The sequence below is a fragment of the Paenibacillus taichungensis genome, assembly GCF_047302525.1.
In the GTDB taxonomy this organism is placed as follows: domain Bacteria; phylum Bacillota; class Bacilli; order Paenibacillales; family Paenibacillaceae; genus Paenibacillus; species Paenibacillus taichungensis_B.
This window is the reverse complement of sequence record NZ_CP168020.1, coordinates 4,722,563-4,747,244: the sequence shown is the minus strand read 5'-3', so window position 1 is coordinate 4,747,244 and position 24,682 is coordinate 4,722,563. Positions and strand designations below refer to the sequence as shown.

Annotated in this window: 20 protein-coding genes; 19 read left to right on the top strand and 1 reads right to left on the bottom strand. The window is 46.7% G+C overall.

Features of this window, described 5'->3' with window-relative positions:
* Nucleotides 1-20: 20 nt before the first annotated feature.
* On the bottom strand, nucleotides 21-2,087 hold the full coding sequence (locus ACDJ58_RS21255) for a VWA domain-containing protein (RefSeq protein WP_413372774.1): 2,067 nt from the start codon (nucleotides 2,085-2,087) through the stop codon (nucleotides 21-23).
* 578 nt (nucleotides 2,088-2,665) lie between these two features.
* On the opposite strand from ACDJ58_RS21255, the gene ACDJ58_RS21250 reads away from it, so the two are divergent.
* The 19 genes from ACDJ58_RS21250 (at nucleotide 2,666) to ACDJ58_RS21160 (ending at nucleotide 24,498) form a co-directional block, all read left to right on the top strand.
* On the top strand, nucleotides 2,666-4,834 hold the full coding sequence (locus ACDJ58_RS21250; RefSeq protein WP_064636265.1) for a hypothetical protein: 2,169 nt from the start codon (nucleotides 2,666-2,668) through the stop codon (nucleotides 4,832-4,834).
* Nucleotides 4,835-5,016: 182 nt separating this feature from the next.
* Complete coding sequence (locus ACDJ58_RS21245) at nucleotides 5,017-5,442, top strand: hypothetical protein (protein ID WP_053781361.1); 426 nt, start codon at nucleotides 5,017-5,019, stop codon at nucleotides 5,440-5,442.
* A gap of 126 nt (nucleotides 5,443-5,568) precedes the next feature.
* A complete protein-coding gene (locus ACDJ58_RS21240; protein ID WP_413372773.1) occupies nucleotides 5,569-6,030 on the top strand; it encodes a J domain-containing protein in 462 nt (153 codons plus the stop codon).
* A gap of 42 nt (nucleotides 6,031-6,072) precedes the next feature.
* Nucleotides 6,073-6,624 (top strand): FHA domain-containing protein, encoded by a 552-nt coding sequence (locus tag ACDJ58_RS21235; protein ID WP_063567938.1) that lies wholly within the window; start codon nucleotides 6,073-6,075, stop codon nucleotides 6,622-6,624.
* A 42-nt stretch (nucleotides 6,625-6,666) separates the two neighbouring features.
* Nucleotides 6,667-7,200: an FHA domain-containing protein gene (locus ACDJ58_RS21230; protein ID WP_413372772.1), complete on the top strand. Its 534-nt coding sequence runs from the start codon at nucleotides 6,667-6,669 to the stop codon at nucleotides 7,198-7,200.
* Nucleotides 7,185-8,066, top strand: a complete 882-nt coding sequence (locus ACDJ58_RS21225; protein ID WP_413372771.1) for a PP2C family protein-serine/threonine phosphatase — start codon at nucleotides 7,185-7,187, stop codon at nucleotides 8,064-8,066. The genes ACDJ58_RS21230 and ACDJ58_RS21225 overlap by 16 nt, the downstream gene beginning before the upstream one ends.
* A gap of 40 nt (nucleotides 8,067-8,106) precedes the next feature.
* The gene (locus ACDJ58_RS21220) at nucleotides 8,107-9,951 is read left to right on the top strand and encodes a serine/threonine protein phosphatase (RefSeq protein ID WP_413372770.1); all 1,845 of its coding nucleotides are present in this window, start codon (nucleotides 8,107-8,109) and stop codon (nucleotides 9,949-9,951) included.
* Entirely contained in the window at nucleotides 9,951-11,243 is a 1,293-nt protein-coding gene (locus tag ACDJ58_RS21215) for a normocyte-binding protein (protein ID WP_413372768.1), read from the top strand. Before ACDJ58_RS21220 ends, ACDJ58_RS21215 begins: the two co-directional genes overlap by 1 nt.
* Before the next feature lie 7 nt (nucleotides 11,244-11,250).
* Nucleotides 11,251-11,940: a hypothetical protein gene (locus ACDJ58_RS21210; protein ID WP_063567935.1), complete on the top strand. Its 690-nt coding sequence runs from the start codon at nucleotides 11,251-11,253 to the stop codon at nucleotides 11,938-11,940.
* Between the two features lie 32 nt (nucleotides 11,941-11,972).
* Entirely contained in the window at nucleotides 11,973-14,624 is a 2,652-nt protein-coding gene (locus tag ACDJ58_RS21205) for a molecular chaperone (protein WP_413372767.1), read from the top strand.
* A gap of 31 nt (nucleotides 14,625-14,655) precedes the next feature.
* Nucleotides 14,656-15,429, top strand: coding sequence for a DNA and RNA helicase (locus tag ACDJ58_RS21200; RefSeq protein ID WP_413372766.1), 774 nt, complete (start codon nucleotides 14,656-14,658; stop codon nucleotides 15,427-15,429).
* A gap of 30 nt (nucleotides 15,430-15,459) precedes the next feature.
* Nucleotides 15,460-16,092: a hypothetical protein gene (locus ACDJ58_RS21195; protein WP_413372765.1), complete on the top strand. Its 633-nt coding sequence runs from the start codon at nucleotides 15,460-15,462 to the stop codon at nucleotides 16,090-16,092.
* On the top strand, nucleotides 16,089-17,513 hold the full coding sequence (locus ACDJ58_RS21190) for a contractile injection system protein, VgrG/Pvc8 family (RefSeq protein ID WP_413372764.1): 1,425 nt from the start codon (nucleotides 16,089-16,091) through the stop codon (nucleotides 17,511-17,513). The genes ACDJ58_RS21195 and ACDJ58_RS21190 overlap by 4 nt, the downstream gene beginning before the upstream one ends.
* Nucleotides 17,514-17,598: 85 nt before the next feature.
* The gene (locus ACDJ58_RS21185; protein WP_413372763.1) at nucleotides 17,599-18,876 is read left to right on the top strand and encodes a pentapeptide repeat-containing protein; all 1,278 of its coding nucleotides are present in this window, start codon (nucleotides 17,599-17,601) and stop codon (nucleotides 18,874-18,876) included.
* Entirely contained in the window at nucleotides 18,873-19,415 is a 543-nt protein-coding gene (locus tag ACDJ58_RS21180) for a hypothetical protein (protein WP_413372762.1), read from the top strand. Before ACDJ58_RS21185 ends, ACDJ58_RS21180 begins: the two co-directional genes overlap by 4 nt.
* Before the next feature lie 65 nt (nucleotides 19,416-19,480).
* Nucleotides 19,481-19,957, top strand: a complete 477-nt coding sequence (locus tag ACDJ58_RS21175) for a DUF4280 domain-containing protein (RefSeq protein WP_064636287.1) — start codon at nucleotides 19,481-19,483, stop codon at nucleotides 19,955-19,957.
* Nucleotides 19,958-20,027: 70 nt separating this feature from the next.
* Nucleotides 20,028-22,967, top strand: a complete 2,940-nt coding sequence (locus tag ACDJ58_RS21170) for a contractile injection system protein, VgrG/Pvc8 family (RefSeq protein ID WP_413372761.1) — start codon at nucleotides 20,028-20,030, stop codon at nucleotides 22,965-22,967.
* Between the two features lie 22 nt (nucleotides 22,968-22,989).
* A complete protein-coding gene (locus tag ACDJ58_RS21165) occupies nucleotides 22,990-23,775 on the top strand; it encodes a hypothetical protein (protein ID WP_413372759.1) in 786 nt (261 codons plus the stop codon).
* Nucleotides 23,776-23,790: 15 nt separating this feature from the next.
* A complete protein-coding gene (locus ACDJ58_RS21160) occupies nucleotides 23,791-24,498 on the top strand; it encodes a pentapeptide repeat-containing protein (RefSeq protein ID WP_413372758.1) in 708 nt (235 codons plus the stop codon).
* The last annotated feature ends 184 nt before the right edge of the window (nucleotides 24,499-24,682 follow it).

Below are 24,682 nucleotides of genomic sequence, written 5' to 3'. Positions count from 1 at the left end.
TCTCTTCAACACTGCGATGATTATCCCATGGCCTGCTGTGGGTCTTTCTTTTGTCCTACATAGATATTAGTACTTGGTTTGATGGCTTTGTATCGAATTTCAATCTCCGTGACACCATCCTCAAACGTAATATACAACTTTTCATTATACTCCAGAGCTTCTGTATGTCTGGGCTTCACTGGTGTTCGTCCCCGGACGACTGTGCAGTTAGTGTCATGCCGTACCAATAACGTTTCTTTTTTACCAGCTTCCAGCCAGATTCGTCCTGACTCCGGTACCTTGACCCCAATGTCCATCCGATTAAATAGTTCACTGAGACTCACTTTTCTTCGCTCCAATGAAGTCAGTGGCCAATTCGTTACGGGGATATCTTCTCCGTTCGCAGTGGCCAAGAAGTATCCTTCCAGTCTTCCGCGAAATACAGGTTTTGGTTTCAGCACAAACCAATACAGTGCGAAGATACCACCAGCTGCGAGGAGGCCGAGTCCCGTATATAGAAGTATCTTTTCACGTAAAGAATGAATTTTCAACTGGATGTCTGCGGTTACACTCGCGCCTTCAGAATCCGTGGCGGTCACCTTGATGGATGAACTACCGGTGTGGAGCGAAGACCAACGCAGTATATTACCTTCAATGATAGCGTCTCCGAGTTTGCGCTCACTCCCACCTTCTGCGAGGGCATACGTTAATGGATCATTATTGGCATCCTTAAAATAGTTGCTTAGGTCAACCTCTGTATTGCTATCGTCTTTGGATAACACCATGGACTCCCCAGTTGCTACGGGGGCCTGATTCGTAATATCTACTTCAACGGGAGTGATCTCCCGATAAAAGTCAGGACCATCAATTCGAAGACCCCATGTGTATAGATCCGATTTTGGAAAAGTGTATTTTCCCGTAAATCCGCTGCCTGTATTGGTCAAAGGGATACGTTCTGTTTTCCCATCAGACGGGGTCACAATGAGTTCTGCTTCAAGTCCCTTGTAAACATTCAAATCCTGAATGGGTTTAGGGTCCACAGCCTGATCGTAGAGAGAGGCTTCAAATGTGATGCTTTTCCCCTTTACTGGCTGTTCCGTTGCCATATGTGCAACCGCAGACACGTTGTAGTTGCCAAGTAGGTTGATCTTCACTAAATCTCCGCTGCGCCCCTTGAATTTCAGCTTGAACTGTCCTTTAACCGGACGAATGATCTTCATTAGAGCATATTTATCAGATCGGATGAAGCTGACATTGCTAGACTGATAATACAGCTGAGCTTCAGAGACAGCATGATCAGAGAGCATGATAATGTTGGCATCCGCCATGCTTGAATTGGGGATGTCCACAGTTACCTCCTGCATTGCCCCTGTTGCTGTTACAGCGGCTACAGATACAAGAACAGATTGAATCTGATCTGCAAAAATCCGGTTAAAAATTTCAGGCAAGTCGTCTGCACTTCCTGTGATAAAGGAAGATCCACCCGTCTCCTGAGCTATCCGCTCCAGTTCAGCGGGGTTAACCGTACCATCGCGGTTTAGTCCAACAGTATAAATGGGATAATCAGCTTTTTGTGCCATCTCAATCACCTTGTCCACATCTTTGGATGAATCAGCTGGTGTTCTGCTCGACGAACCACGCAAATCCGTTTCCCCGTCAGAAAGCAAAATCATAAATGGCTTTCGTTTGTCCGTCTGGGACTGTTCAAGCAAGCTCGCACCTCGGCGCAAGCCAAGTCCAAGATCTGTATAACCTGAGCGTTTTAAGCCATCAACACGACTACGAAGGTTATTGCGTGCCCCAGAGGATGATATATCCGTTAGAGGTACGGATGAAGTGATTTGATCATTATAAGCTACGAATCCCAATCGGGTCTTAGGTCCACTACTCATATCCATAAACATATGTATAACTTCTTCGGCGATGCGATCTTTGTCGGTCTCATTCATGGAGTAGCTAACATCCAGGACAAACATGGCATCGAGCCCTTCATACGCGTGGGTCTTGACAGATGATTCCGCGTACACGCTCCCCATGTCCCATGCTGGAATTAAAACGCTAATCACCAATAGGGAGAGCAGTATGTTTTTGTATTTAATTAATATCATGTGAGGCTTCGAATCTCCTTTCTGCTTTAAAAACTGCGGCCCATATTTTGGACGTGATCAAATTTTTTTGAGAATCTTTTGCTTATACACGATATGACCCCGTTATGCGTAGTTTTCATTAGTTGAGAATAATGCAACACCGCATACTTTAAGTCTTTTTACTCTTGATTAGGGGGAAAACCCCACTAGTCTTAAATCATTGAACATCATCCAAATTATAGGATATTCTATATCATCGGCATGATTCGTAAGGAAGTGAAGCGAATTCCAAAAATTAGTTCTATAGGTATATCGAAGGTTGTGAAATGAGCTTTTAGACCTATAGTGGGTAATATTGACAAAACATATCGCTGATGATTAAGATGAATTCCATAAATCTCCAAAGCAAACGGCATAATCTGGTACATAAGTTCCAGTCGTATGTTGACAGCTCGTTCTATTGGTCTTGTGTTTGCTGGGAGCATTGATTCTCCTGAATCATGACCGAAGGCCGATAGAGACGTGCGGAGTGTCAAAAATTGATGGAGGGGGGGAAGCATTCGCCCGAATGGATCATCATCTTGGCGGATGTTGCCTGAATGGACATTATTAATCAAACGAACCGAACGATGCTTTTTGAAGAAATTAATCCCGAGAAGTTGGACTTGATCACCATTGTCGGTGATGTTAAGGGCATCGACAGTCTGAGTGACGATAAGATCAAGGAGATTAACGAACATTTGCTTGTTCGTAGCTTCGATGAGTTCCTGGACAAGTTCTCACCTAGCGTGTACTCCTTTTTCAATGCGGTAAACCAGAAAGTCATGTATACGCTTAAAAAGCCGGAAGGTATCCCGGACGAGGCTATCTCGGAGATCAAGATCGACCATAGTAACGACTTTCTGAGAATGCTGTTCACCCTGATTGATACCAAGCGCAGTCAAGGTATTACGAACGTTGATTTCAAGTTTGAAAATCTGCTCGATATGATCTCACCGAAAAAAGTTATGGATGACATTCGTCAGGTCCGGAAGGAAATCCATTACATGTATGGTCAGCATGAGAAGCTGGATGACGGCGATCCGAAGAAGCTGGATATTGGGGATAAGCTGAATGTCATGTTTGAAGATGCAAGCCGGAACTATAACAATGTCATGGCCATGCTTCCACTCGCCATTGAAGATATTAAGACCCGTTTGTTGCTGGGCCGCGCACAAGAAGAAACTTCTTCAGAAGCGATTCAGGTTGGGCAACTTACGATTGGTGAGAGCGGAGAATTGAAAATTATCGAAGCTCCGAAGAGTGATAACAACGAGCTGATGCTTCTTGATGAAGCGACAAGCACCGATTTGACGCAAGTATTTGCCGAAGATTACGATTCACTTTCCGAGACACCTTCGCCGTATGTACAGGATCTGGTGGTCCGCACATTCTGCCCGCTTCCTGCGGTACAGTCTGAAGTGGATACTGCTGTTGAAGTGCAGAATTACAATACATACCTGGAGTTTTACAAAAACGCCAAGGATGATTTTGTGAAAACGGTAAAACCGCTGGTCGAGAAAATATTGGGTGTCAAAATGTTCTTTGACCAATATGCGATTAAGAACAAAGGCATGCTTCCTTCCATGCTGATCTCAAATGCCAAACTGGATATGCTCGTCAAGAGCAGTAATATTCCGCGGCTTGAGACATATCTCAACACTGTCAACGCGAAGAATGATTTTACCGATACGATCTGGTTCGGTATCGTTCCTTCCGTAGAACTGGAAAATACAGGTCAAGTCAAAGTCAGCCGTGCCCGTTTCCGTGGTAACGAGAAAGTGGTTAAACAAGACGGAAACAGCATGGAATCTCTGGCAATGCTTCTTCAGGTCGTTAAGGATTACAAGGTGCAGGTGTTCTTCAGCTTTGAATCCGGGGAAGAAACCACGTTCAGCAGTATGGCTACCGCAGGCATTGATAAGTATATCGATAAATGTTCGGTGTTGACCCGTAAGGAATACAGCGAGTTTGCCATTCCGAGTGCTCCAAACTTCACGATTATTCCCAAGGAGAAATCGGGTGTCGTTATCGACAGTCGCATGCTTCAGACGGAGAATGGTGTGGAACTTTCCAAGGAGAAGGAAGACATTCTGAAACTGTGGATTGAAGGCGTGTATGTTGGCGCGTCCTATGTATCTGCAGGGATTGTTGCTGCGTATCAGTGTCCGGAATACCTGAAAGGGGCTTTCAAGAACGTCAACCGTGATTATCCAGGTGTGCGTTTTGACATTGAGGCAGGGGACAACAGCTTGCGTGTTGTAACAACGATGACCAAAGAAATTTCCGGATTTACAAATACCATCAAGGATTTGATTAACCGAAAAAACTTTGGATTTATTTTCTCATCGGAAAATGCCCAAATCCAGGATAGCGACATCAAACGGATCACGGTCTATAAAGCGAGAAGCATGGCGATGTCCGAAGATGGTTTTGATTCCTTGTACAAAACACTTGTAAGTACTTACATTGAGCGCTTGCTCCGTTTCCAAACCGGTGATTTCAAGCATGAAAATATCGTCAAATTCTTCAGCAACAATCCGAGCAGTCAGAAGAGCCGGTGGCTGGGAACTCGAGGGTCGATCAATTCGATCATTCAGGAAGGCGACGACATGAGCTTTATCATCGATGAAAAGAGCAACATGTGCCATATTGACCTGGTATTTAACGGCAACGTGAAGAACCTGGAGGTCATGATTACCAAAGGCACCAGTGCGATGAAAGTGTAAGACAACCATTGGAACAAGTCTGATTATTAAATATGATTCATCAAACAACGTATTATAGACATTTATTTTGGTGTTAGAGGCAGACTTCATCGTCTTGCCTTTATACATATATTCCGGTACCTCTCCCGAGATGGGGAGCATACCGGGCACATTTTTTCCTAATCTTAAGGAGGTTTTTATTAATGGGTTTTGTATTGAAAGTAGAAGGCGCAGAAACAATCGAATTGGGAATGGATAATATCCGTACAGTTGTGTATGACACGGATACACCAGATGATTCCAACGCTAGATCCACAGATGTAGGCGCAACACTTCGCATCAGCGGCAAAATTATCACTGCAACCGACGGTGACAATGCAGATGACACGATGAAACTTGCTTTGTGGTCCCTCGTGCCTGCGGAAAAAGCGGATTGCTACCGCAAAGTAACCCTTGAAGTGGTTGCAGCAGATCAAGTGGTACGCAAAATTTACTTGCCTAACGCATTTGTTGTGGATTACACAGAGCGCTTCGGTGATACCGAAGGCGTAGGTGAATTCAGCCTGTTCATCAAACAGAAAAAAGACAAAACTGAATTCACTAAAATTGAAGGCGGCTTCCCTGTATAAAAGGGAACAACTGTTGTCTCGGGCCAGTTAGGACTGATCCTGAACAACGCTGTCATGTTAAGGGGCCCTGGTGCCCCTTAATCTTTATTTATGCCCGAATACGGCAGGGAGGCAGGAAAGAATACCATGAAAGATTATTATGCCGTGCTTGGTATAGAACGTGAAGCTTCTCCGGAGCAGATCAAGAAGGCTTACCGTCAATTGGCGAAGAAATTTCACCCGGATGTCAATGGGGGAGATGCACAGGCAGAAGCGCGTTTCAAGCAAGTACATGAGGCATACAGTACACTCGGAAATTCCGAGCTTAGAGCAGCATATGATCAGCAGCTTCGCACTGGACGTAATACAGGTCAAGCGAAGGGTTCGGCATCCGATACAGCCAGATCCAGTAAAGGCAATGCGAAGTCCGGGAGTGCAAATGCCGAGAAGGTATGGTCGGATCCATCGCGGATGCAGGAACAGTTCGAACAATTTTTTGGCTATCACCCCAAAGGCAAGGAAAGTCCAAACGGTGGCAAAGCCGGTCCCAATAAAGGAATGGATATGTCCGCCATGTTTGACCGATATTTCGGAGTTCGAAAAAAGTAGACCGGTAGCTCGTTATGGATCATGCCGGTTCAGGCGGAGGTTATGGAAGTGAAACGAGGAAGGTCGGTATTGACGATGGGGCTTGACGCTTGCGTCGCCATGATTTCGTTAGCCGTGCTGTATTACATATTTATCATCAACCGGGATATGAGTGCCCAGTGGGTAACTGGAATTATCGTGGTCCTCTCTGGAGGAGCATACCTGTATTTTAAATACATGCCAGCCACCAAGGTGGAAAAGAAGAAATTGTCTTCGCGTGTCGTGAAGCTCGTCCTCCTGGACGACGACGGCACAAGTGTGAAGGAATGGTATATTCAGGGCGAAACGAGTGTTTTGATCGGGAAAAGTTCGAAGAACAGTGAGGCTGACATCGATCTCTCCGACACACCATATGCGTCTCTCATTAGCTCGCAACACGCGGTATTGAACAAAGCCTCGGGTCAATGGTTTATCGAGGATATCGACTCGGCCAGTGGGGTAGGCGTACGTAAAGGAAATCAAAGCAGAGCATCCAAATTGGAAATCGAAGAACCCAGCCTGATTGAGGCAGGGGACTTAATTTATATTGCCAATACCCGCATTTTGGTGAAATAACGTTGGCGTACATCATACAAGCTTACGGGGGAATGAAACGAAATGAGTCTGACTAGATGTGGAAACGGACATATGTTCAGCACGAGACGGCACGGCAATACGTGTCCATATTGCAATCTGGCCGTTGAATCGCCAGTTACCAGTAATGGTGAGGCAGCGGGTGCAGTCCCACGCGCACCTCGTACGGCAGAGGATGACAGAACGATGCCATACCTGGGCGAAACGACAGGAATTGAACCGGTAACGGGTTGGATGGTGTGCATCGAGGGTCCGCAGATGGGCCAGGATTATCGAATAATGGCTGAAAAGAACTTTATTGGACGTTCGGAAGAGATGCATGTTCGTATCCTCGGGGATAACACCATTTCTCGGCGTAATCACGCGGTGATTGTGTACGATCCCAAAAAGCGGAATTTCTATTTGCTGCCCGGCGATGCTTCTGGCCTCGCATATCACAACAATGAAGCGGTCTATTCTCCGGTGGAACTGGCTGCCTACGATGTTATTCAATTGGGACGAAGCAAATTCATTTTCATTCCATTGTGCGGTGTGCACTTTGAATGGGAGCAACAGTGAACACCTTCATGATTTTGTGGAACGACAAGGAGCTAACGCCCTACTGGGTACTTGCGGGTGGCTGTTTGTTGATCTGGTTGCTGTTATTCGTACGAAGCCGGATTCCGGTAAGGCAGCGTGACGATAGACCGGTTGGAGTTCAGATTGGGAATGGACAGACCATTGGTGCTCGCAATGAACAGGACGATTATTTTGCCTGTGCCGTGCAGCCGCATGGTGTACTTGCTGTACTTGCCGATGGAATCAGTGGATTGTCCGGTGGAAAAGTGGCCAGTACGACTGCCGTGGAAACATTTATTCGGGAGTTTGAAGAGCTGGAGCGGTTTCCTGATCCGGAAGAGTTTTGGGATGCTTCTTCGCATACTGCGAATCAGGCCATTCTTCGGAATTTGCTGGGCGTTCCCGGAGGGACAACATTGGTGTCTGCCATGATCAAGGGCAGGGATCTGTATTGGGGTGCGGTAGGAGACAGTATATTGGCCGTGTTTCGCAATGGAGAGCTGCTTGTCATCAATCACAAGCACACACTGGAAAGCCAACTTGAAGAACAGTATATGTCTGGAGAGATCTCGGAGCAGGAGGCACTTGACAATCCGCAGCGCAAAAGGCTGGTCAACTATTTGGGGTACGACCATTTTAAACAAATGGAAATCGCGGACGAGCCGTTTGCACTGCAGCCGGCGGACAAGATTGTGTTATGCAGTGACGGGGTATACAACTCCCTCACTGAGATGGAACTGGAGACCATTCTGGCGCAAGATATTCCGCCATTTGATGCAGCCCAGGCCATCATTGATTTAATTGAAGAAAAACAGCTCGTGCATCAGGATAACGCCACGATTATCATTTTGGAGCAAGGATGGTAACAGATCAGGCAGCGCACAGGGACGGGAAATGGGGAGACGGATGAGGAAGGAGAACAGTGAATTCAAGACGGCTTTTGTCTCAGAGGCGGGGTCTTTCCTGAAAAATCGGGATTTCTACGGCTGCGTTGAACTGGAAGACTGGGCTTGTTATGTCATTGCAGATGGTCTGGACACCGATACGGAAGTGAATAGTGCACAGATCACAGTACAGACCATTCTGGAATCCTTTTTGGAAAAGCCAACCATGTCCAAACGCAGACTGACGGAATATATCAAGATCGCACATGAATGGTTGCAGTATGAAAGCCGCCGGGTCAGGCTCAAAGCAGGATTCGTTATTGTTGTAACGGATTATACACGCATGGTGTGGGCATCGGCCGGACATAGCCGCTTGTATCATTTCCGGGGAAATAGGCTTGCACTAAAAAGCAAGGATCATAGTGTAGCTGCCCAACTGGCAGCGGAAGGCCAGATTGCAGAGGATCGTGTGGATCAGCATGATGAACGCGGTAATCTGAATGAATATGCGGGCAAACCTGGCATGATCAAACCGTATGTATCCGATAAGATCAAGCTTGCCGATGGTGATGTGCTTGTTCTATGCACCCCTGGATTATGGGAAGGCGTGCAGGATGCCGAGATGATTGATGCAGTGGAAGGTGCCAATGACCCGCAGGCGCTGGCCGACACGTTGGAAGAAGTGATGCTCAGCAAGCAACGTTCACGAATCGAGAATTATAGTGCGGCAGCCATCTATGTGAACAAGATTTTTCATGAAGAACCCAAGAACCGTAAGAAGTGGATTAAACGGATTGCCATCATGTTGATTATGCTCCTGATTTTTGGCGGAGCCGGCATATTCTACGCGGTGAAAAGCGCAGCCAAAAAAGCCGAGCTGGTCGTAGATATGCTGCAATACGAACAGAACGCTGACCAGTACGTGAAGGAACAGGAGTACGCCAAGGCCGTCTCAGATTACAGTCTTGCTCGCAACAATTCGATCAAAGTAAAGGACCCTGTGCACAAAAAGTTGCTGACTTCGAAGATGGCTGCTGCTCAGACATTGGTTGACGGCGAGGCTCATCTGAAAGAAGGGGATATTCCCAAGGCAACCGCCAGTTACACCAAAGCACTAGAATTGTCTGAGTCCTACAATATGTTTAACCGTGAAGTCATTCAGGAACGTTTGGAACAGATGACCACCTTTCAGCAAGTACAAGACTGGATCACCGAGGGCGATCTGAAACTCCAGAACGGAGACTACAGTGGAGCGATCATTTTGTATAAAAGGGCCAGAACAGCGGCTACGGAAACAGCATATAAGGAAGCGCTGAAGGAAGTTGCCACCAAACTGGAGACAGCCGAAACCAAACGGGCGGATATCAAGCGCCAATCCAGACAGCTTCAGGCTGATACGCTGGAACAGAAGGGTGACCGCTTCAATGAAGCCGGAGATTATAGTGGCGCCATGGATGCCTATGCTTCGGCACAGGAAATTTATCAGGAGATCGATATGTTGGAACGCGTGCTGGCTATGGAGCGGAAAATAAATAAGCTGGATGAGAAACTGAATCCACCTGTACCGGCGGTTGATCTTACTCAGGATGCGGCAGGGTTAGGAACAACAGATACGTCTGGTTTGAACTCGGATTGGACCGGGAATACGGGAGGAATGAGCGCAGGCAATTCAGTGGGAAGTACTTCTTCCACGGGTAATTCCTCTTCGGCCGGAAGTGGGACTGCGGATGCTTCTGGCTCCGGGTCTTCTTCAGGAAAAACGACAAGCAATGCTAGCATTAATTCCGCCTCAAAGGCTAAAGGAAGCACCGACACCACCGAGGCTGAAGCGAATGAACAGGAAGCAACGGAAGGAGGAGATTCGTGATGAAAGATATTATTCGTGACCGTCTAAACAAGATGGAGGATCTGGAACAACGTCGCATGCTCAAAGATCTCATGACAGGCGTTTTTCTTAATCTGGTCGAGTATCAGGAGACGCTAAACAAACAGATCGAGCAACGGGTGTTTGACGAGGTGGTACCGCTGGAGGAACGCCACGATGTATATGTCACATTATGTCCGCGGGAAGATTTGGACCCCATTCATGAATTTCTGTATCCGATTCTTCCGGAGGATGCTGCACCACAGACTGTTTATTTGAGCGAGGCTTCAGAAGCGCTGGCACGTAAGGAAGAGATGAATTTATTCACGTTCTACATGGAATGTGGGCAACAGGAGCTCCAATCCCTGCTGAAAAGTAATCGGACATTCCGCGGGGAGATTGTAACGAGTGAAGGCAGACATGCCATAACGGTTCGGTTGAAATCAAGTACTGCGTATATCTCCAAAATTGAAGAACTGTACCGGGTCTTTCGTAAAAACAGCCTACCATGGAAATCGATTAATGCACCCTATGTGTTCAAATTCGTTGATTGTGTTCTAGTGGGTTCAGACGATGGAGATGCATGGGACAAACAGCATGTGGTCAAAGAACTTTCAATCCATCTGGAGGAGTTTGAGTCATATAAAAGAACGAACATGATCCCCCTTTGGAATATTCAGAAGCTTGATATGAAAACAGGTGGATTCCCTGTCCCGGCTTCGGACCGCATCAATTATGAACATGTGTTACCGCTCCGCAAAACAGGGACTGAGCACGGATATTTAGTGGATGGAGACGAATCGCATATTCGATATATCAAAAGATCGGAAGAAGATATCACCATCGTATCTCCGCTGGAGAAATCCGATTCATGGACGGTACTGAAAATAGCCGGTCCCGTTACAACCCGAATCGGTAGAATGGACTTTCCGCTCTTTTCCAACAACAAACGGGAAGGGTTTGCCGGTAAATATGCGCGTCAGGAAGGACGCTCTGTGCGATCCAAAGGGGAGATTGCCCGTATGGTTCATGCTTTCCAGGCAGCAGAGGGCTTGGAACTGGATGATGTGAAAGTGGTGGCACCTGGGCCAACCTTGGGCATCACGTACCCGCTTAATGGATTTGTTAGCGATCATGTCCGTGTTGAGGCAGATAAACATCGAATGATTTTAAGGTTCAGCAAACACGGAATTCAGCCAGAACAGGCTATTTTTCTGGATGATTTGCTGAGCTTTCTGGTATCCGAGATCCAGTTGGCTTTCCCTGAATATCGCTGCGAAGGGGAATGGATGTGAGCTTAACATGAATTATATATGGGATCTGATTATTCGCGCCAAGCGTAATGGAACTGATCTGAGAGACGTAACTTTTGTTCCTGCACGTGTATATTCGCCATATATGGAATTAAGTCATACGAACCTGAATGCTTCAGACGTGGAACGTACGATTGAAGTCAATCCGTATTATCGTTTTTTTGATATTTTCAGGGATTTGTTCGATATCAATAACGAAGAGCAGGTGGAATTGCGGGAGACGCTCTTTGATTTGGTCATTCATTTTCTGGCGGATATGGATTTGATGCAGGGGATGAATAAAAGGGAGTATTACATTCGCTTCATTTTGAATGATATGCATTCGGGTGTATACGGGAAACGGATACGGCGGCGACTGGAGTTGTTCGGACGAGAGGAACAGGAAGTGATCGCCTGCAATATGCTCCGTCTGTACGATACGGGAGAGGCCGTTCATCTGCTAAGGGATACTCTTGTCCGGATGTTCCCGCGTTCAACCCTTTATGCCAATTGTGAGGAGAAGGATGAATTGCTCTTATATATTGGTCAGGTAGAACGGACGGAAGCGAAGGAGAAGCTGGAATTGATTCTTGAACTCTTCCTGCCGGTTCGTTTTGACACGGAAATATACTGGGGTCATCATTTTGGCATTCTGGATGTGGACTATACGATGATACAGGACGGTATTGCCCTATATTAAGCAGCATCAGCAGTTGTAAGGAGGAAGTATAGATGAACGGCTATTCATACCGATTGTATCCCGATGCCACGGGCAGGGAACGGGCCAGAGGAACCATGCGTTATACGCGCGAAGAGTTGATGGACATGACCACATTTCAATTACGGAATATTTGTTACAAGGAGCGACTGGTTGAGGGATTGGGGCCCCGCACGGAGCGTGAAGAACTGATTCGGATTATTCTGAAATTTTTGGGAGCGGACGATGTATTGTGGATCGATCAGTCTGTTGAAGGCGGATTCGAGCGCATACAAAAGGCCATTTCTCGTCATATGACGGCTCCTATGAGCAGCGATGGAGGTATTAGTGTGCCCGCGCGGCTGATTCTGTACGAAGGATTGAAAGTGGACAAGCTGGATCAGTATGTTGTCACGGCACCGGGTGGTTTAACCGAATCCAACGTACTTTTGGTCAATGAGAGTATGGAGCTGTGTGGCATCTTTAATCTGGTTAAGGACGAGTCCATATCCGGAACCTTTTATTTGACGGCAGGAAGTGGATCGACCTGGAAACGATCGGGCAACAGACAGTACAGTCTTCTCTTTTTCCGTAAACGCGATTCGGAATATCTATATCAGACCTATTACTCTAGCAGGCCTCTTCCTCCGGTTCATATTCAATATACTCAAATTCCACTGGCCGATCTGAACATCCGGGAACTCGAACCGACAGACGCTGTACTTGCAATTGACTTTGGCACCTCCAACACGACGGCAGGCGCCTATTTGCATAATGGTTATATTCAGGCACCAAGCAGCCAGGATTTGCTGAATGGGCGGGTTCGTATGGATGCCATTAACTATGTGGCTTTTCCCGACCCTACATACAAAGACACGGACTGGATCGAGGTCCTACCTACGGCCATCGGTGTGGCGGAGTGCTCGGATCCAGCGAACATTCGCTACGAGTTCGGCTATGAAGCGCTGCGAAGCATGCGTCGGGGAGGGTACAGCAGCCGGGCGAGTGTCTTCCGCAGCATGAAGCGCTGGGTGAACAACTACAACAAAATGGAAGAGATCGTCGATGTTCATGGCAATGCGGCCATGGTTTCTCGTATGGATCTGCTGCGTGCGTACATGAATTACATCATCCGAACAGCAGAGCATCAGTTCAAGTGCAAGTTTCGCCATGTGCATTTTACCAGTCCCGTGAAGATGAAAACACAGTTTTTGCAGATGTTTGGAGAGATGCTTCCGGATTATCGGATTGAACAGACGTATGCACTGGATGAGGGAATGGCTGTGCTCTATAACACCCTTGCCGACGGGATGGAACGCGGTGCTTTCATGGAAGGGCAGACGTATCATGCGCTCGTGATTGATTGTGGCGGTGGAACAACTGACTTGTCATCTTGTGCATTTACGATCGAGGACGGACATATGGCGTACAAGCTGGATATCCATACCACTTACGAAAATGGGGATACCAACTTCGGAGGTCACAACATTACCTATCGTATTATGCAGTTCATGAAGATCGTATTCGCAGACTACTACAGCGGACGCCGTCAGGTGACGGATATCGATAGCCTGATCGAGGCACCCGGTGCGGATGTGTTCCGCCAGGTGGACGAAGAAGGTGTGAAATCCGTCTATCAGAAGCTGGAACAACGCTATGAGGAGGCAGAACATATCATCCCGACTGCGTTTGCGCGTCGAGAGAATCGTTCACGGGATGAGTATCTGCGGGTGAGAGGCAACTTCTACTTTCTGTGGGAAATCGCAGAAGAGATGAAGCAGCAATTTTTTCGCAAAACCGGCATCTTGCGTAACCGATTCCACTCGGAGATGGAGGACGATGGGGATAGTGACCTGCAGATCACGACCATGGAACGTTGGTTTCTATCTGTGGAACGTAGTGGTGAACTGAAAGATGAATATGAGTTCCCCGATGTGGTGTTTAATATCAAGGAAATTACTCAGCTGATTAAGGCTGATATCTACGAGGTGGTCCGCAAGTTTTTGGATGATTTCTATCGGCAAGGGCGGATGAGCCAATATTCGATTATCAAGTTGACAGGTCAGTCCTGCCGCATTGATGTATTTCGGGAAGCACTGAAAGAGTTCGTTCCAGGCAGAAGCATTGAGTTTCGGCAAAAACCTGCGGAAGGGCGTGTGCCTGATCTTAAACTTGCCTGCCTTCGAGGGGCGATTCGTTATCTGAGTGCCCGCAAAACAGGAAGCGTTCAAGCCGACATCACGCATGATGCCGCTGTAATTCCTTATACCGTAAGTGCCTACACGCATAATGGACGTGAAAAAATGCTGATCAGCAGTCTGGATCGGAGTGACGGCATTCCGGGCAGCATTTCCCGTCCATTCGAGACGGCAGAAGTGGAGTTGTACCTTAGCGGAAGTGATGGTCAACTGAGACAGAAATTCGTCTATGCCAACCGTCCGGATGCCTATAAAGAGGTGCTCTACGAAGACATCAGGGATCAGTACGGAGATAAAATCCCGCAGGATGATACGGACTCTATTGTGAATGGAGAAACGAAGTTTTTTGTTTTTCCCGATGACCGTCATTGGGGGTTTCATGTATTGCCGGTTGCCCGCAGGAATGAACGATTGTATCTGGGGCCTCAGAAGCTGCTTCCGTTTGAAACAGACTTGTCTGAACTCGACTTCTTTGACGGAATGAAGTGAGGACCAAGAGCAGAAAGGAGGGACACCGCTCATGTTCACATATTCGTATCCGCATTTTAACAAGGGAAGAATTCTGAAAACATCCATGTTGGAGGGACTACGCGATTTCCCCAGAGACTACATCGAACTGTACTATCGCGGTTATGCAGATGGCATTCTTGCAGGTACAGAGGTAGAAGTGTTCCCGGACAAGTTGGTCGTCTCCCCTGGGATGGTGCTGCATAAAGGAAGGCTTTACATGCTGACAGAGCCTATGGAACTGGCATACCACGCTACGGGCCGGATCAATGTGCTGAAGCTTCGGTTTACTGCGGAGGAGACCGTGAGTGACATGACGATAAGCCATTCGGAACTGCTCTTGGATGAAGAGACAACATGCACATCTGGAGAGTTGGAGCTGGCTCGATTCAAGCTGAAGGAAGGGGCCCGGCTGCGGCGGGACTACCAGACCTTTGCTGACTTGGCAACGGAGTTCAACACACTGCATGTCATTCATGTCCCTTATGCAGCCGAGGGGGCAAGCACCTTATCCCCTGTTGTCATGAAGGATTATGCCGAGAGATTGCTTCGAACGGGCACCTCTGATCCCCAGGATCTGGTCTTCGCCATGATGTGTCTTAATGAAGGAACGGTTGCGCGCAGCGTCATTTTGCATCACATTGCCAGTCGATTGGGGCTGGAGTACAGAGAATACGATAATGCGCAGATTCATCGATATCTGGATCGTATACTGGCGAATGCAGGTCGGGGAACGGGACGTTCGGGGCACCCGATAGGTGGACCACATCGCATGATTGTGGATTGAAATTTTCAAGAGAATGGGAGGATGGAAACGATGAAGCATTGGGATGAAAAAATTGTTGCAATGATGAACGGCATGACAACGGATGCCCCTGATGATGGATATGGACATATTCCGGAAGAACAAGACCTGGACTTAACGGCTGCTTTTTTACAAATTGGTGGTGAGCCCTATTCATTTCAAGAAACGGAGCTGCTTGAAGGAAAGGCCCGGATTATGCTGCCACGGACCTTCAAGCCTATGTCTGAGCACATGATGAATCTAAAGTATCCTTCACAGCACAGACCCGGTACGATCTACACGAATGCAGAAGGCACGATTAATATCGCCGTGAATCACACGGTTAACCCACTGCCAGAGGAGGATCTGCCCTTGTTTAAACAGAGCATGATTCAGATTTTGCGGCGAACGCAGAAGCTTACCAAATGGTATGGGGACGGTGATCGCACCGTGGGAGAACGTGCTGCGGCAACTTGCGAATTTTTGACTCCTGTCGTGAATGCGAATCTGTATCATCTCATGCTGTTCACTTCGTTGGATGAACGGGCACTGATCTTTACCTTCAACTGCACAGATCTGGAACTGGACGATTGGAAACGTGTGGCTTCCGCGATGATGAACTCCATCCGATTTGAGGTCGATGAGGAAAGGGGCGATGTAATGTGAGTATTGAAGCCTTGTCTTACAAAAATGTGAGAGTAAGCCCGTTCGAACTGGTCAGTCTGCATGAACTGGTTATTACCAAACAAATGAATGAGCACGCATGTGTGAAGTTCACGGGAATTGTAGATGAAGAAAAAAAGGATACATACGTGCGTCTAAGCGGTTCGGATACGCTAGTCGAGATCAGTCAGATCGATGAGGAAGGCAGTACATCTGTACTGTTCAGCGGCTTGATTCTAAATGTTGGGGTAATGGTGACCGGTGGCGTCTATATGCTCGAAGTGGAGGGCATCTCTCATACCCATGAACTGGATATCCGTAGGAAAAGCCGTTCGTTCCAAAATCATGGAATGACGTATCCACAGTTGTTAGACCAAGTTGCGGCTGACTATCCCAACATCGATATCATGGATGCTGCAACAGATGGGGCAGCCATTGGAAAGTTCACCCTTCAATATGAGGAAACGGACTGGCAGTTTCTGAAGCGTATTGCATCCCGTCTTCGAACGGGTTTGATGCCTGCATCCGTATTTGATACTCCAAAATTCTATTTTGGTGTGTTTGATACGTCATCCAAGGGAAGGCTGGAGGATTTCAATTACAGAGTTCGCAAACGGATGGATAAGTTCCGTTACACCTCGCAGAACACCAAGGTTGAGGTTGGCGAAGAGGATTACGTGTATTACGAAGTGGAGACAAATCGCGTACTGGATCTGGGGAATGCCATCGAATTCAAGGGCAAGCTCCTGTATGTATATGAGGCATTTACCGAAATGAAAAATGGTCTGCTCAAGCATCGTTATACACTAAGTACACATCGGGGACTACGGCAAAATACATTCCATAACGATAAAATTATCGGAGTTTCGCTGCAAGGTGTCGTCATTGGCATCGACAAGGATCGCTTGAAAGTGCATCTGCACATTGATCCAGCGCAAAACGAGGGTGAGGCGCATGCTTTTCCCTATCAGTCCGTGTATACGGCGGAAGGAAACAGTGGTTGGTACGTGATGCCCGAAAAAGGGGATCATGTGCGGGTTTATTTTCCCGGCAACAAGGAAGAAGAAGGGGTAGCTACGAGCTCGGTACGCCAGAACTCGGACGAAGGCGAGAGCAACAAGCTGAGTAACCCGGATCATAAATACTTCCGTACCGCCGCTGGTAAGGAATTGAAGATGACACCCGAAGAGGTGATTGTTACGGGCAAAGACGGGGAGATTTTTATTCGGCTGAGTGAAGGCGGAGGTATCGAAATTATTAGCAGTCAGCAGATCACGATTTCCGCCAAGGAAGATATCATGATGAATGCTGAGAAAAGTATTGTTTTTTCTGCAAAAGAAGAAATCAGCCTGAGCTGTAAAGAGAGCAACATCAAAATGGACGGAACAACCTCATTGGTGGGCACAGAACTGAAAACCAATTAAAAGTGACTAGAGTTCTACTACAAATCAACTTCTGGATTGTTCATATAACAGTGAATTGGTGATATTTAAAAAGGAGAAAGGAGGAATGCTTGTGACTACTGCGCTTGTGCAGTTCAAGCAAGAGATCGTAATTCCACTACGCAACCAAGTGATGATCCGCTTCGAGCAGGTGTACCAGCAGAATCGCGAACGTTTGAAAGAAGAGTTTCTCCGTCATTTTGCTAAGCAGTGTGAGTGTGTCCTGGATGCGCAGAAGATCGGTGAACATGGAGCAGTGGGGCATTTTACATATTCCATGCTTCGAACACGACTAATGGATGGGCAGGCCCTGTATTTGACCGAAATGGCTGACGAAACGTGGTTATTTGATCCCTCTCCCATTGAAGGAGAATATGATGCTTCCTGGGCATTTGGTTATCTGGATGTGATGCTGGCTTGTTGGGAAGAAGAATTGCAACGGCCGGGTTCGCTCTATGCAGGCTCCATTTCACGACCAGATCTGGAACATTTACTCCTGAAGGAAACTGAACACGGACACGCCTATGTGACGAATCTGATTCATCTGGCAATGCCGGAGGCTGTGCAATGTGAATCGTTTATTCATCTGGAGAAGTGCCCGTCCTTTGAAGTTCGGGTAGGTGAATATCTGGATGTGAGCGAATCCGTGTACAAAACGAATGGTGATCCAGGCGATGAATCAGAGATGCGAAAATGGCTTGCTGAAAGAATCGAGGGAGCCTACGGATATGCGGCTTTGGAACATCTGGACCTGGCTGGAGGAGATTATAGTGGGATGGATTTCCGTTACACGGCTTTTCGCGATGTGGCGTTTGGAGGGGCCCAATTCGAAGCCAACAACCTGTTGAATACCGTCTGGGAGCAATGTGACTTGACGGATACCCGATGGAATAGCAGCCAGATGTATGGTGCTCGTTTCCGAAGATGCAGGATGGTAGGGGCCATATTTCATGGGATCGAGGCGAAGCAGGGGTTGGTTGATCCTGAGATCTGGGAAATCCCGGGATTTCATCCGATATCCTTTGCAGGGACGGATCTGAGAGAGGCAGACTTTGTACTGGCGGATCTTCAAGGAGCGGATTTTACGGGAGCGTTGCTAGAAGGCACTGTGTTTGGCGTATGCAACTTGGCTGATGCGGATTTCCGTGGAACGGATGTGTCCAGCGTCGATTTTACAGGTTCGCGTTTGGAGGGGGCACAGATGGATACGGGAGCTTCCTGCCCCATCCAGGGTCGTCCCGCAGCCCGGAAACGAAAGGGCCTGGAGCATATCGATAGGACGATCGAGGACCAGTTAGCCTACTTTATGGAGCGGAACTTACAGCAGAAGGGGCGGATGGCATGAGAAACGACTGGTTCCGGATCATGCAGGATATGCGTGTAACAGGGGCTCTTGAACCGATTGGTGTCAAAGGAATTATTCAGCCCGAGTGGATTAGAGGCAAGCAATTGAATGAACTGGAACAAGCGAATTTGCAGTTTACGATTCGCCCTAATCGAAATCCTGTTCCTGTGGATCTGATCGAGCGGCCGTATCCGTTATGGTCCGATGAGCTTAAACGTTTGCTGAGTACATTCGCTCCACGCCTGATGTTCAGGTTGGCTGGGCTGATGGATATGGAGAGACAGCAGTTACACCCTTACTGGTTCATGGTGCCGCCACAGCTGGCAGCACTATCCATGGACAGTACATTTGACAGCAGTGGCAAGTTGAACGTACTTCAGGTTGATGGCGAACGATTGAGCAGCACAAACTGGCCAATTATTCAGTTGACGGACGAACGATTGAAGGAAACCGTGATCTTGGTGAATTTGGCATTGGCTGAAGCGATTTTACGCCGGGACTATACCGGACTGCGCCTGCAACGCGTGGATCAGGTTTAGAGGCAGAACCGTTAACGGAACTATTAAAAATAATCTGGGCGAAAGGCCAAAGAGGAGGAAAAACAATGGCTGAAGCTATTGGTGCTACAAGACCCGATGTTGTGGATGAAGGTGCCGGGGGCCCAACGTATGTTGTGGCAGGAGCGATATTAAGCTGTTCTTGCGGTACGCAGTTAAATCGATTGAAAATCCCTTACAGCCACGGCGTTCATTTGAAGGAAAAAGCACAACTGAATGTGGCCGATGCAACACCCATGATCCACATCATGCCTTTTGGAAATTGCACAAGTCAGTTGAATCCTGTCGTGCAGACCGGCGAATTCGACATTGAGGGCGTTCAGAAAGCACCCTGTATTCCGTCCGTGTCTACACCGTGGATGGATGGCAAAACCGATGTGCTCATCGAAAATGAACCAGCCCTATTAAGCACCTGCATGAACATGTGCCTCTATGGAGGCTACATCCAGATTGAAGATGATGGTCAAGAGCTTGGCGGATCTTCCATAGGCGGCACAACAGGGTTCGGCGGTAACATCAGGTAACGTACATCTTAGAATATAGCTGAGTCCTTTTTTCCGTGTGCTGACATTGCTAGAGGAAAGAAGTGAGACAATGAGTGTAGTGGAAGCGGCTGTGGGTATGGGGAATATCCGATGTATATCTCCATACACGCTGCAGCATATACAAGATTTGCGTATCGAGCGCAAAGCAGGGGATCATGCCCGCCTGTATCTACAAGGCATCATCCCGGAAGAACATCAAGATCGGGATCTGAACATCCTGGCTCAGGATGAAACGGTGTCCCTGGTGGAGATTGGGGATCAGGGGCAGGAAGTACGCAAACTGTTCCAGGGACTCGTGCAGGATGTCAGCATCCGCCGAGTTCAGGGGATATACATATTGGAACTGGAGGCCGTGTCCTATTCCTATTTGCTGGACATTGAACCTCGTATTCGTTCGTTCCAGAACAAGGATCAGGACTGCGAAGATGTCATTCGGCAGGTACTGAAAGCTTACCCGAAATCGGATGTCATTGATTATGTGAGTGGAAGTTCGAAGCTTGGGGCCTTGACCCTCCAATATCGGGAGACGGATTGGCAATTTCTACGCAGATTAGCATCCCGGTTCGGCGCAGCGATCATTCCCGAAATATCGGCTGATTCTCCCAAACTGTATATTGGTGTACCGGATGGGCGATATACAGAATTGCCGGAACAGGCGTATACGCTAAGACGGGATATGAGAGCTTTAAAAGAAGCCTGGTCTGTGGGAGCCTCTGATGTATCGGAGAAAGACTTTACGAGTTACGTGCTGGATACCCATCGCTGGTTGGCGCTCGGAGATACCGTTCTCTTCCACGAAGAAGAACTGAAGGTCGCCGCTTGTACCAGTCGAACGGTAAGGGGCATGCTTCGGCATACCGTCACACTTAGTCCGGAAAGTGGCATTCGGCAAAATGAAATTCGGAACGATGACATTGCAGGGGTCGCACTGGAAGGGAAGATCATCGGGGTTACCAAAGATACGGTGAAAGTTCATCTGGATGTGGATGCTGACCAATCCGAATCGGAAGCAAGCTGGATGCCGTATTCTGCGGTATATGCCGGAGATGGCGGCGGGTTTTACAGTATGCCGGAAGCGGGCTCCGCTGTTCAGGTGTATTTCTCCAGTGGGCAAGAGAGTGATGCATTTGCGATGGGCTCCGTCCGTCGTGGTAGTCAGCCTTCCCCGAAGACCGCTGATCCAGCCACCAAGAGCTGGGGAACCAACTACGGCAAAGAAATGAAGATGACCGATTCAGAAATGTCCCTGATCGCGACGGAAGGAAGTCTGTTCATCACGCTGGACGGCGGCGGGGTCATGATTCAGAGCGATAGCGGAATTGTAGCATCCGGCGGGCAGGAGATTTCACTGGAGAGCGAGAAAAAGATAGGGATCGAGGCTCAGGAGACGATCTTCCTTCAGTGCGGAGACAGCAGTATGATTCTGGACGGCATGACGGATCTGAAGGGCAGCGAAGTGCTACTGGACGGATTGATCAAAATGCCCGTAACCGTGGAGGATCTGGAGCCGGTACCAGAAGCACCGTTTGTGTCCGAGGTGCAGATGGAAGAGGAACCGGAAGAGGAGAAAAAAGGCTTCTGGGGTAAAGTGCTGGATGTGACTCAGACCGTGCTGGACGTCGCCGGTATGATTCCGGTCATTGGTGAAGTCGCCGATTTGGCGAACGCGGGCATCTATGCCGCTCGAGGAGATTATACCAACGCGGCATTATCCGCCGCAGCTGCAATTCCGTTTGTGGGCTGGGCAGCTACGGGTGCCAAGTTTGCGGTCAAGGGTGCCAAGTTAATCAAAAAAGCTGGCAAAGTGATTGACAGTGTTGTAGGTGTAGCAACAAAGATTGCGGATAAAGCCGGTCAGGTAGCGAAGGCGATCGGCGATCTGGCGAACAAAGCCGGAGATGCCATTTCTGGTGCACTAGGCAAGGTCATGACCAAGGCGAAGGGGCTTATGAGCAACTTTAGTCCAGCGGATCTGGCGAATAAGCTGAAAAGCAAGCTAAACGATCTGATGATGAAGTCGCCGAAGCTGGCGAACGGACTCAAGACGGCGGGCGGTATGGCTACCGGATTCATGCAGAACTTGCTGATCAGTGAGGCGATGAATTATGGCTTAGAACAACTAAGTCAATATGTGGATTCGGATACAATTACCAAAGCAATGATTCTATTAAGTATGTTGAATAGTAAGTATAAGAAGAATCAGAATCAGGGAATCACCACAAACAATAAAAGCTCTGGGGATTCAGGAAGTTCTAAATCCTCTGGGGATAATAAAGACGGTAAGAAGGATACAAAAGATGGAGAATCTTCAAAAAATGAACCTGGTAAGTTAAATAAGAATGGATTAACAAGTGAGCAAGAGAAGCACTACCGTAACAAAATTGATGAAGCTGAAAAACGTGGTGACAAAAAAGAAGCTAATGATGCAAGATATGAACGTTACGTTGAAAGAAAGAAAAACGAAGGAAAAGCTCCTAAACCGCGTAACCAATGGGACCAAGATAATCAAAGAGCTGAAAATAATAGAAAGAAAGGTGCTGAAGCAGAAGATAAAGGAAGGAAGGCTCTAGCTGAACACTTTCCTGGGAAAGAAGTAATAGATAATAATGGTCCAGATCACAGAACTCATGAGAAAAATGGGAAAGTAACGCGTCCTGATAGCATTGGGTACAATAATAATAACCAAATTGATCTAGTTCACGATCATAAACATAAGACTGGCGGTAAGGAACAAGTCATTCATAATGATAAACAAATGGAAGCACAGAGAGATATGCTAGAAGACAAAGTAAACGGCAAGCATGTTGTTACAATTTCAAGTGATAAACCAAATTTAAGTGGATCACCTCCTCAACCTCGACCAAGTAAACCACTCGGTGAAAAGAGTGAAATATATTATATGGATATAACAAGTGGACAAATAAAATATAAATGGATTTCAAACCCTAAGTTTCCTGGGGGAGGAAAATGGATTCCATACAAAAAGTGAAACAGTCTTGGAGGGCAAAGTCATGAATAAAAAAATGAGTCTTCTCAGTACAATCATGTATCCCGCAATTAATCAGAACAAACTTGAGATTGCCAATAAATTGCTATCTTTGTTTGAGGATAATGAAGTCTTTCATCCCTTGTTGTGGGGGGACACGGACATGCTTAAACTTGAATACAGTCGGGAAGAGATACTGCATAGATTGGAGGACGGGTTATCTTCAGATATTTATATCTATGGGGATAAAAAAATTAAGTTAAGTGGAGAGTTTGATTTTTCATTTAATGTGCGATCTACTTTTAGTATGTCTGTGGGAAAAGCGTTTCCTCAAAAAAAATGGCCTGATTTTTTCGAACTGTCGGATGAAATAGCTAGGATATGCCGACCTACATTTGGAGTATCCCATTTGTTCTGGCATTCCAATCTTACTTGGGCTAATGAATTGGAAAAAGTTCAACATTGGATGGATACAGCCGCAGATCCAGTAACTGTAAAGTTTTTGCCGAACGGACCACTGGGGCTTGGAATGTATACGTATTTTGACGGGTTTGTTCTTGATATGTTTGGTAGGGACTTCCTGATGAAGGCTCCTTGTCTTGTTAAAGAACTTGATTGGGGGGCTATTCGCCTGGATCTAATGGATAAACCGTGGGATGCGAATCTAGGAGAACTGTTATCAAACTGGATGAAAGTTATGGAATATCTAAATTTATCCAATAATCTGGCAATCCCTATTTTCAGTGAAGATAATGATTGGATTGATTTTAGGCCTTCTGAAAATTGGGATTTATATTTAAAAAACAATTGATGGGTGGGATACATATTGGAGAATTCTTTGGAAGAAATTAAAAAGGAGATCCAAATTGCAATTTTGAATGAAGAGATTTTGGATGGATTAGAAATTGGAGAAATGGATCTATCATTCTCAGATTTTTCGTATTTAAAAGCTGATCGAATAATGGCAGTAAAGACGAATTTTCGTGCTTCTAACTTAAATGGGATCTCAATAAGAGATTGTGATTGGCAACAAAGTAATTTGGAACAAGTCAGCTTAGAGGAGGCAGATATCGCAGATTGTTTTTTTAATGAAGCAAACTTTATAAAGGCTAATTTGTGCAGAGCTCAAATAAAAATAAGTTCTTGTATCAAAGGATGCTTTGACGAAGTGGATTTTACGGAGGGAAACCTTACAGGTACGTCTTTTACTTTGTCTACATTTAAGCGTGCAAATCTTACCAGTGTTCAAGCAGATGAAGCTGTTTTTGATGAGACTGATTTAACTGAAGCGATATTAATTGAAGGTGATTTTTCGAATTCGGATTTTATTCAAGCCAACCTATCTAAAGTTGTTGCTATTAATGGGAATTTTAGTGGTGCAAATCTTAGTGAAGCAAACTTATCTTCTGGTAATTTCACAGATGCGAACTTTGAAGGTGCAAATTTAAAAAATGTACAATGGAAAGGTGCAGTTATTGAAAATGCAACGTTTGATGCAGGGGTAAAAAAAGATGTAGAGAAATTGTTACTTTAGTTTATCGTAACAGGCCTGTTTTTCATAGAAAATAGTTTTCTATTTTCAGTGTCCACTACCGTTTAAATAATCCTAGCGGTGGTGGACATTTTTTTGTATGTGACGGAATGTATATTATGAATTACGACACAACATTCAAGGCTGAACGATAACTAGCAATGTGTTTTTGTAAGTATACAATGAT

What these genes read in the sequence shown, in the direction of transcription:
- ACDJ58_RS21170 (WP_413372761.1), top strand. Translation starts at nt 20,028, where the DNA reads ATGAGTGTAGTGGAAGCGGCTGTGGGTATGGGGAATATCCGATGTATA.
- ACDJ58_RS21220 (WP_413372770.1), top strand. Translation starts at nt 8,107, where the DNA reads ATGAGGAAGGAGAACAGTGAATTCAAGACGGCTTTTGTCTCAGAGGCG.
- ACDJ58_RS21200 (WP_413372766.1), top strand. Translation starts at nt 14,656, where the DNA reads ATGTTCACATATTCGTATCCGCATTTTAACAAGGGAAGAATTCTGAAA.
- ACDJ58_RS21215 (WP_413372768.1), top strand. Translation starts at nt 9,951, where the DNA reads ATGAAAGATATTATTCGTGACCGTCTAAACAAGATGGAGGATCTGGAA.
- ACDJ58_RS21245 (WP_053781361.1), top strand. Translation starts at nt 5,017, where the DNA reads ATGGGTTTTGTATTGAAAGTAGAAGGCGCAGAAACAATCGAATTGGGA.
- ACDJ58_RS21210 (WP_063567935.1), top strand. Translation starts at nt 11,251, where the DNA reads ATGAATTATATATGGGATCTGATTATTCGCGCCAAGCGTAATGGAACT.
- ACDJ58_RS21225 (WP_413372771.1), top strand. Translation starts at nt 7,185, where the DNA reads ATGGGAGCAACAGTGAACACCTTCATGATTTTGTGGAACGACAAGGAG.
- ACDJ58_RS21255 (WP_413372774.1), bottom strand. Translation starts at nt 2,087, where the DNA reads ATGATATTAATTAAATACAAAAACATACTGCTCTCCCTATTGGTGATT.
- ACDJ58_RS21250 (WP_064636265.1), top strand. Translation starts at nt 2,666, where the DNA reads ATGGACATTATTAATCAAACGAACCGAACGATGCTTTTTGAAGAAATT.
- ACDJ58_RS21230 (WP_413372772.1), top strand. Translation starts at nt 6,667, where the DNA reads ATGAGTCTGACTAGATGTGGAAACGGACATATGTTCAGCACGAGACGG.
- ACDJ58_RS21165 (WP_413372759.1), top strand. Translation starts at nt 22,990, where the DNA reads ATGAATAAAAAAATGAGTCTTCTCAGTACAATCATGTATCCCGCAATT.
- ACDJ58_RS21235 (WP_063567938.1), top strand. Translation starts at nt 6,073, where the DNA reads ATGGAAGTGAAACGAGGAAGGTCGGTATTGACGATGGGGCTTGACGCT.
- ACDJ58_RS21175 (WP_064636287.1), top strand. Translation starts at nt 19,481, where the DNA reads ATGGCTGAAGCTATTGGTGCTACAAGACCCGATGTTGTGGATGAAGGT.
- ACDJ58_RS21240 (WP_413372773.1), top strand. Translation starts at nt 5,569, where the DNA reads ATGAAAGATTATTATGCCGTGCTTGGTATAGAACGTGAAGCTTCTCCG.
- ACDJ58_RS21195 (WP_413372765.1), top strand. Translation starts at nt 15,460, where the DNA reads ATGAAGCATTGGGATGAAAAAATTGTTGCAATGATGAACGGCATGACA.
- ACDJ58_RS21205 (WP_413372767.1), top strand. Translation starts at nt 11,973, where the DNA reads ATGAACGGCTATTCATACCGATTGTATCCCGATGCCACGGGCAGGGAA.
- ACDJ58_RS21180 (WP_413372762.1), top strand. Translation starts at nt 18,873, where the DNA reads ATGAGAAACGACTGGTTCCGGATCATGCAGGATATGCGTGTAACAGGG.
- ACDJ58_RS21185 (WP_413372763.1), top strand. Translation starts at nt 17,599, where the DNA reads ATGCTTGTGACTACTGCGCTTGTGCAGTTCAAGCAAGAGATCGTAATT.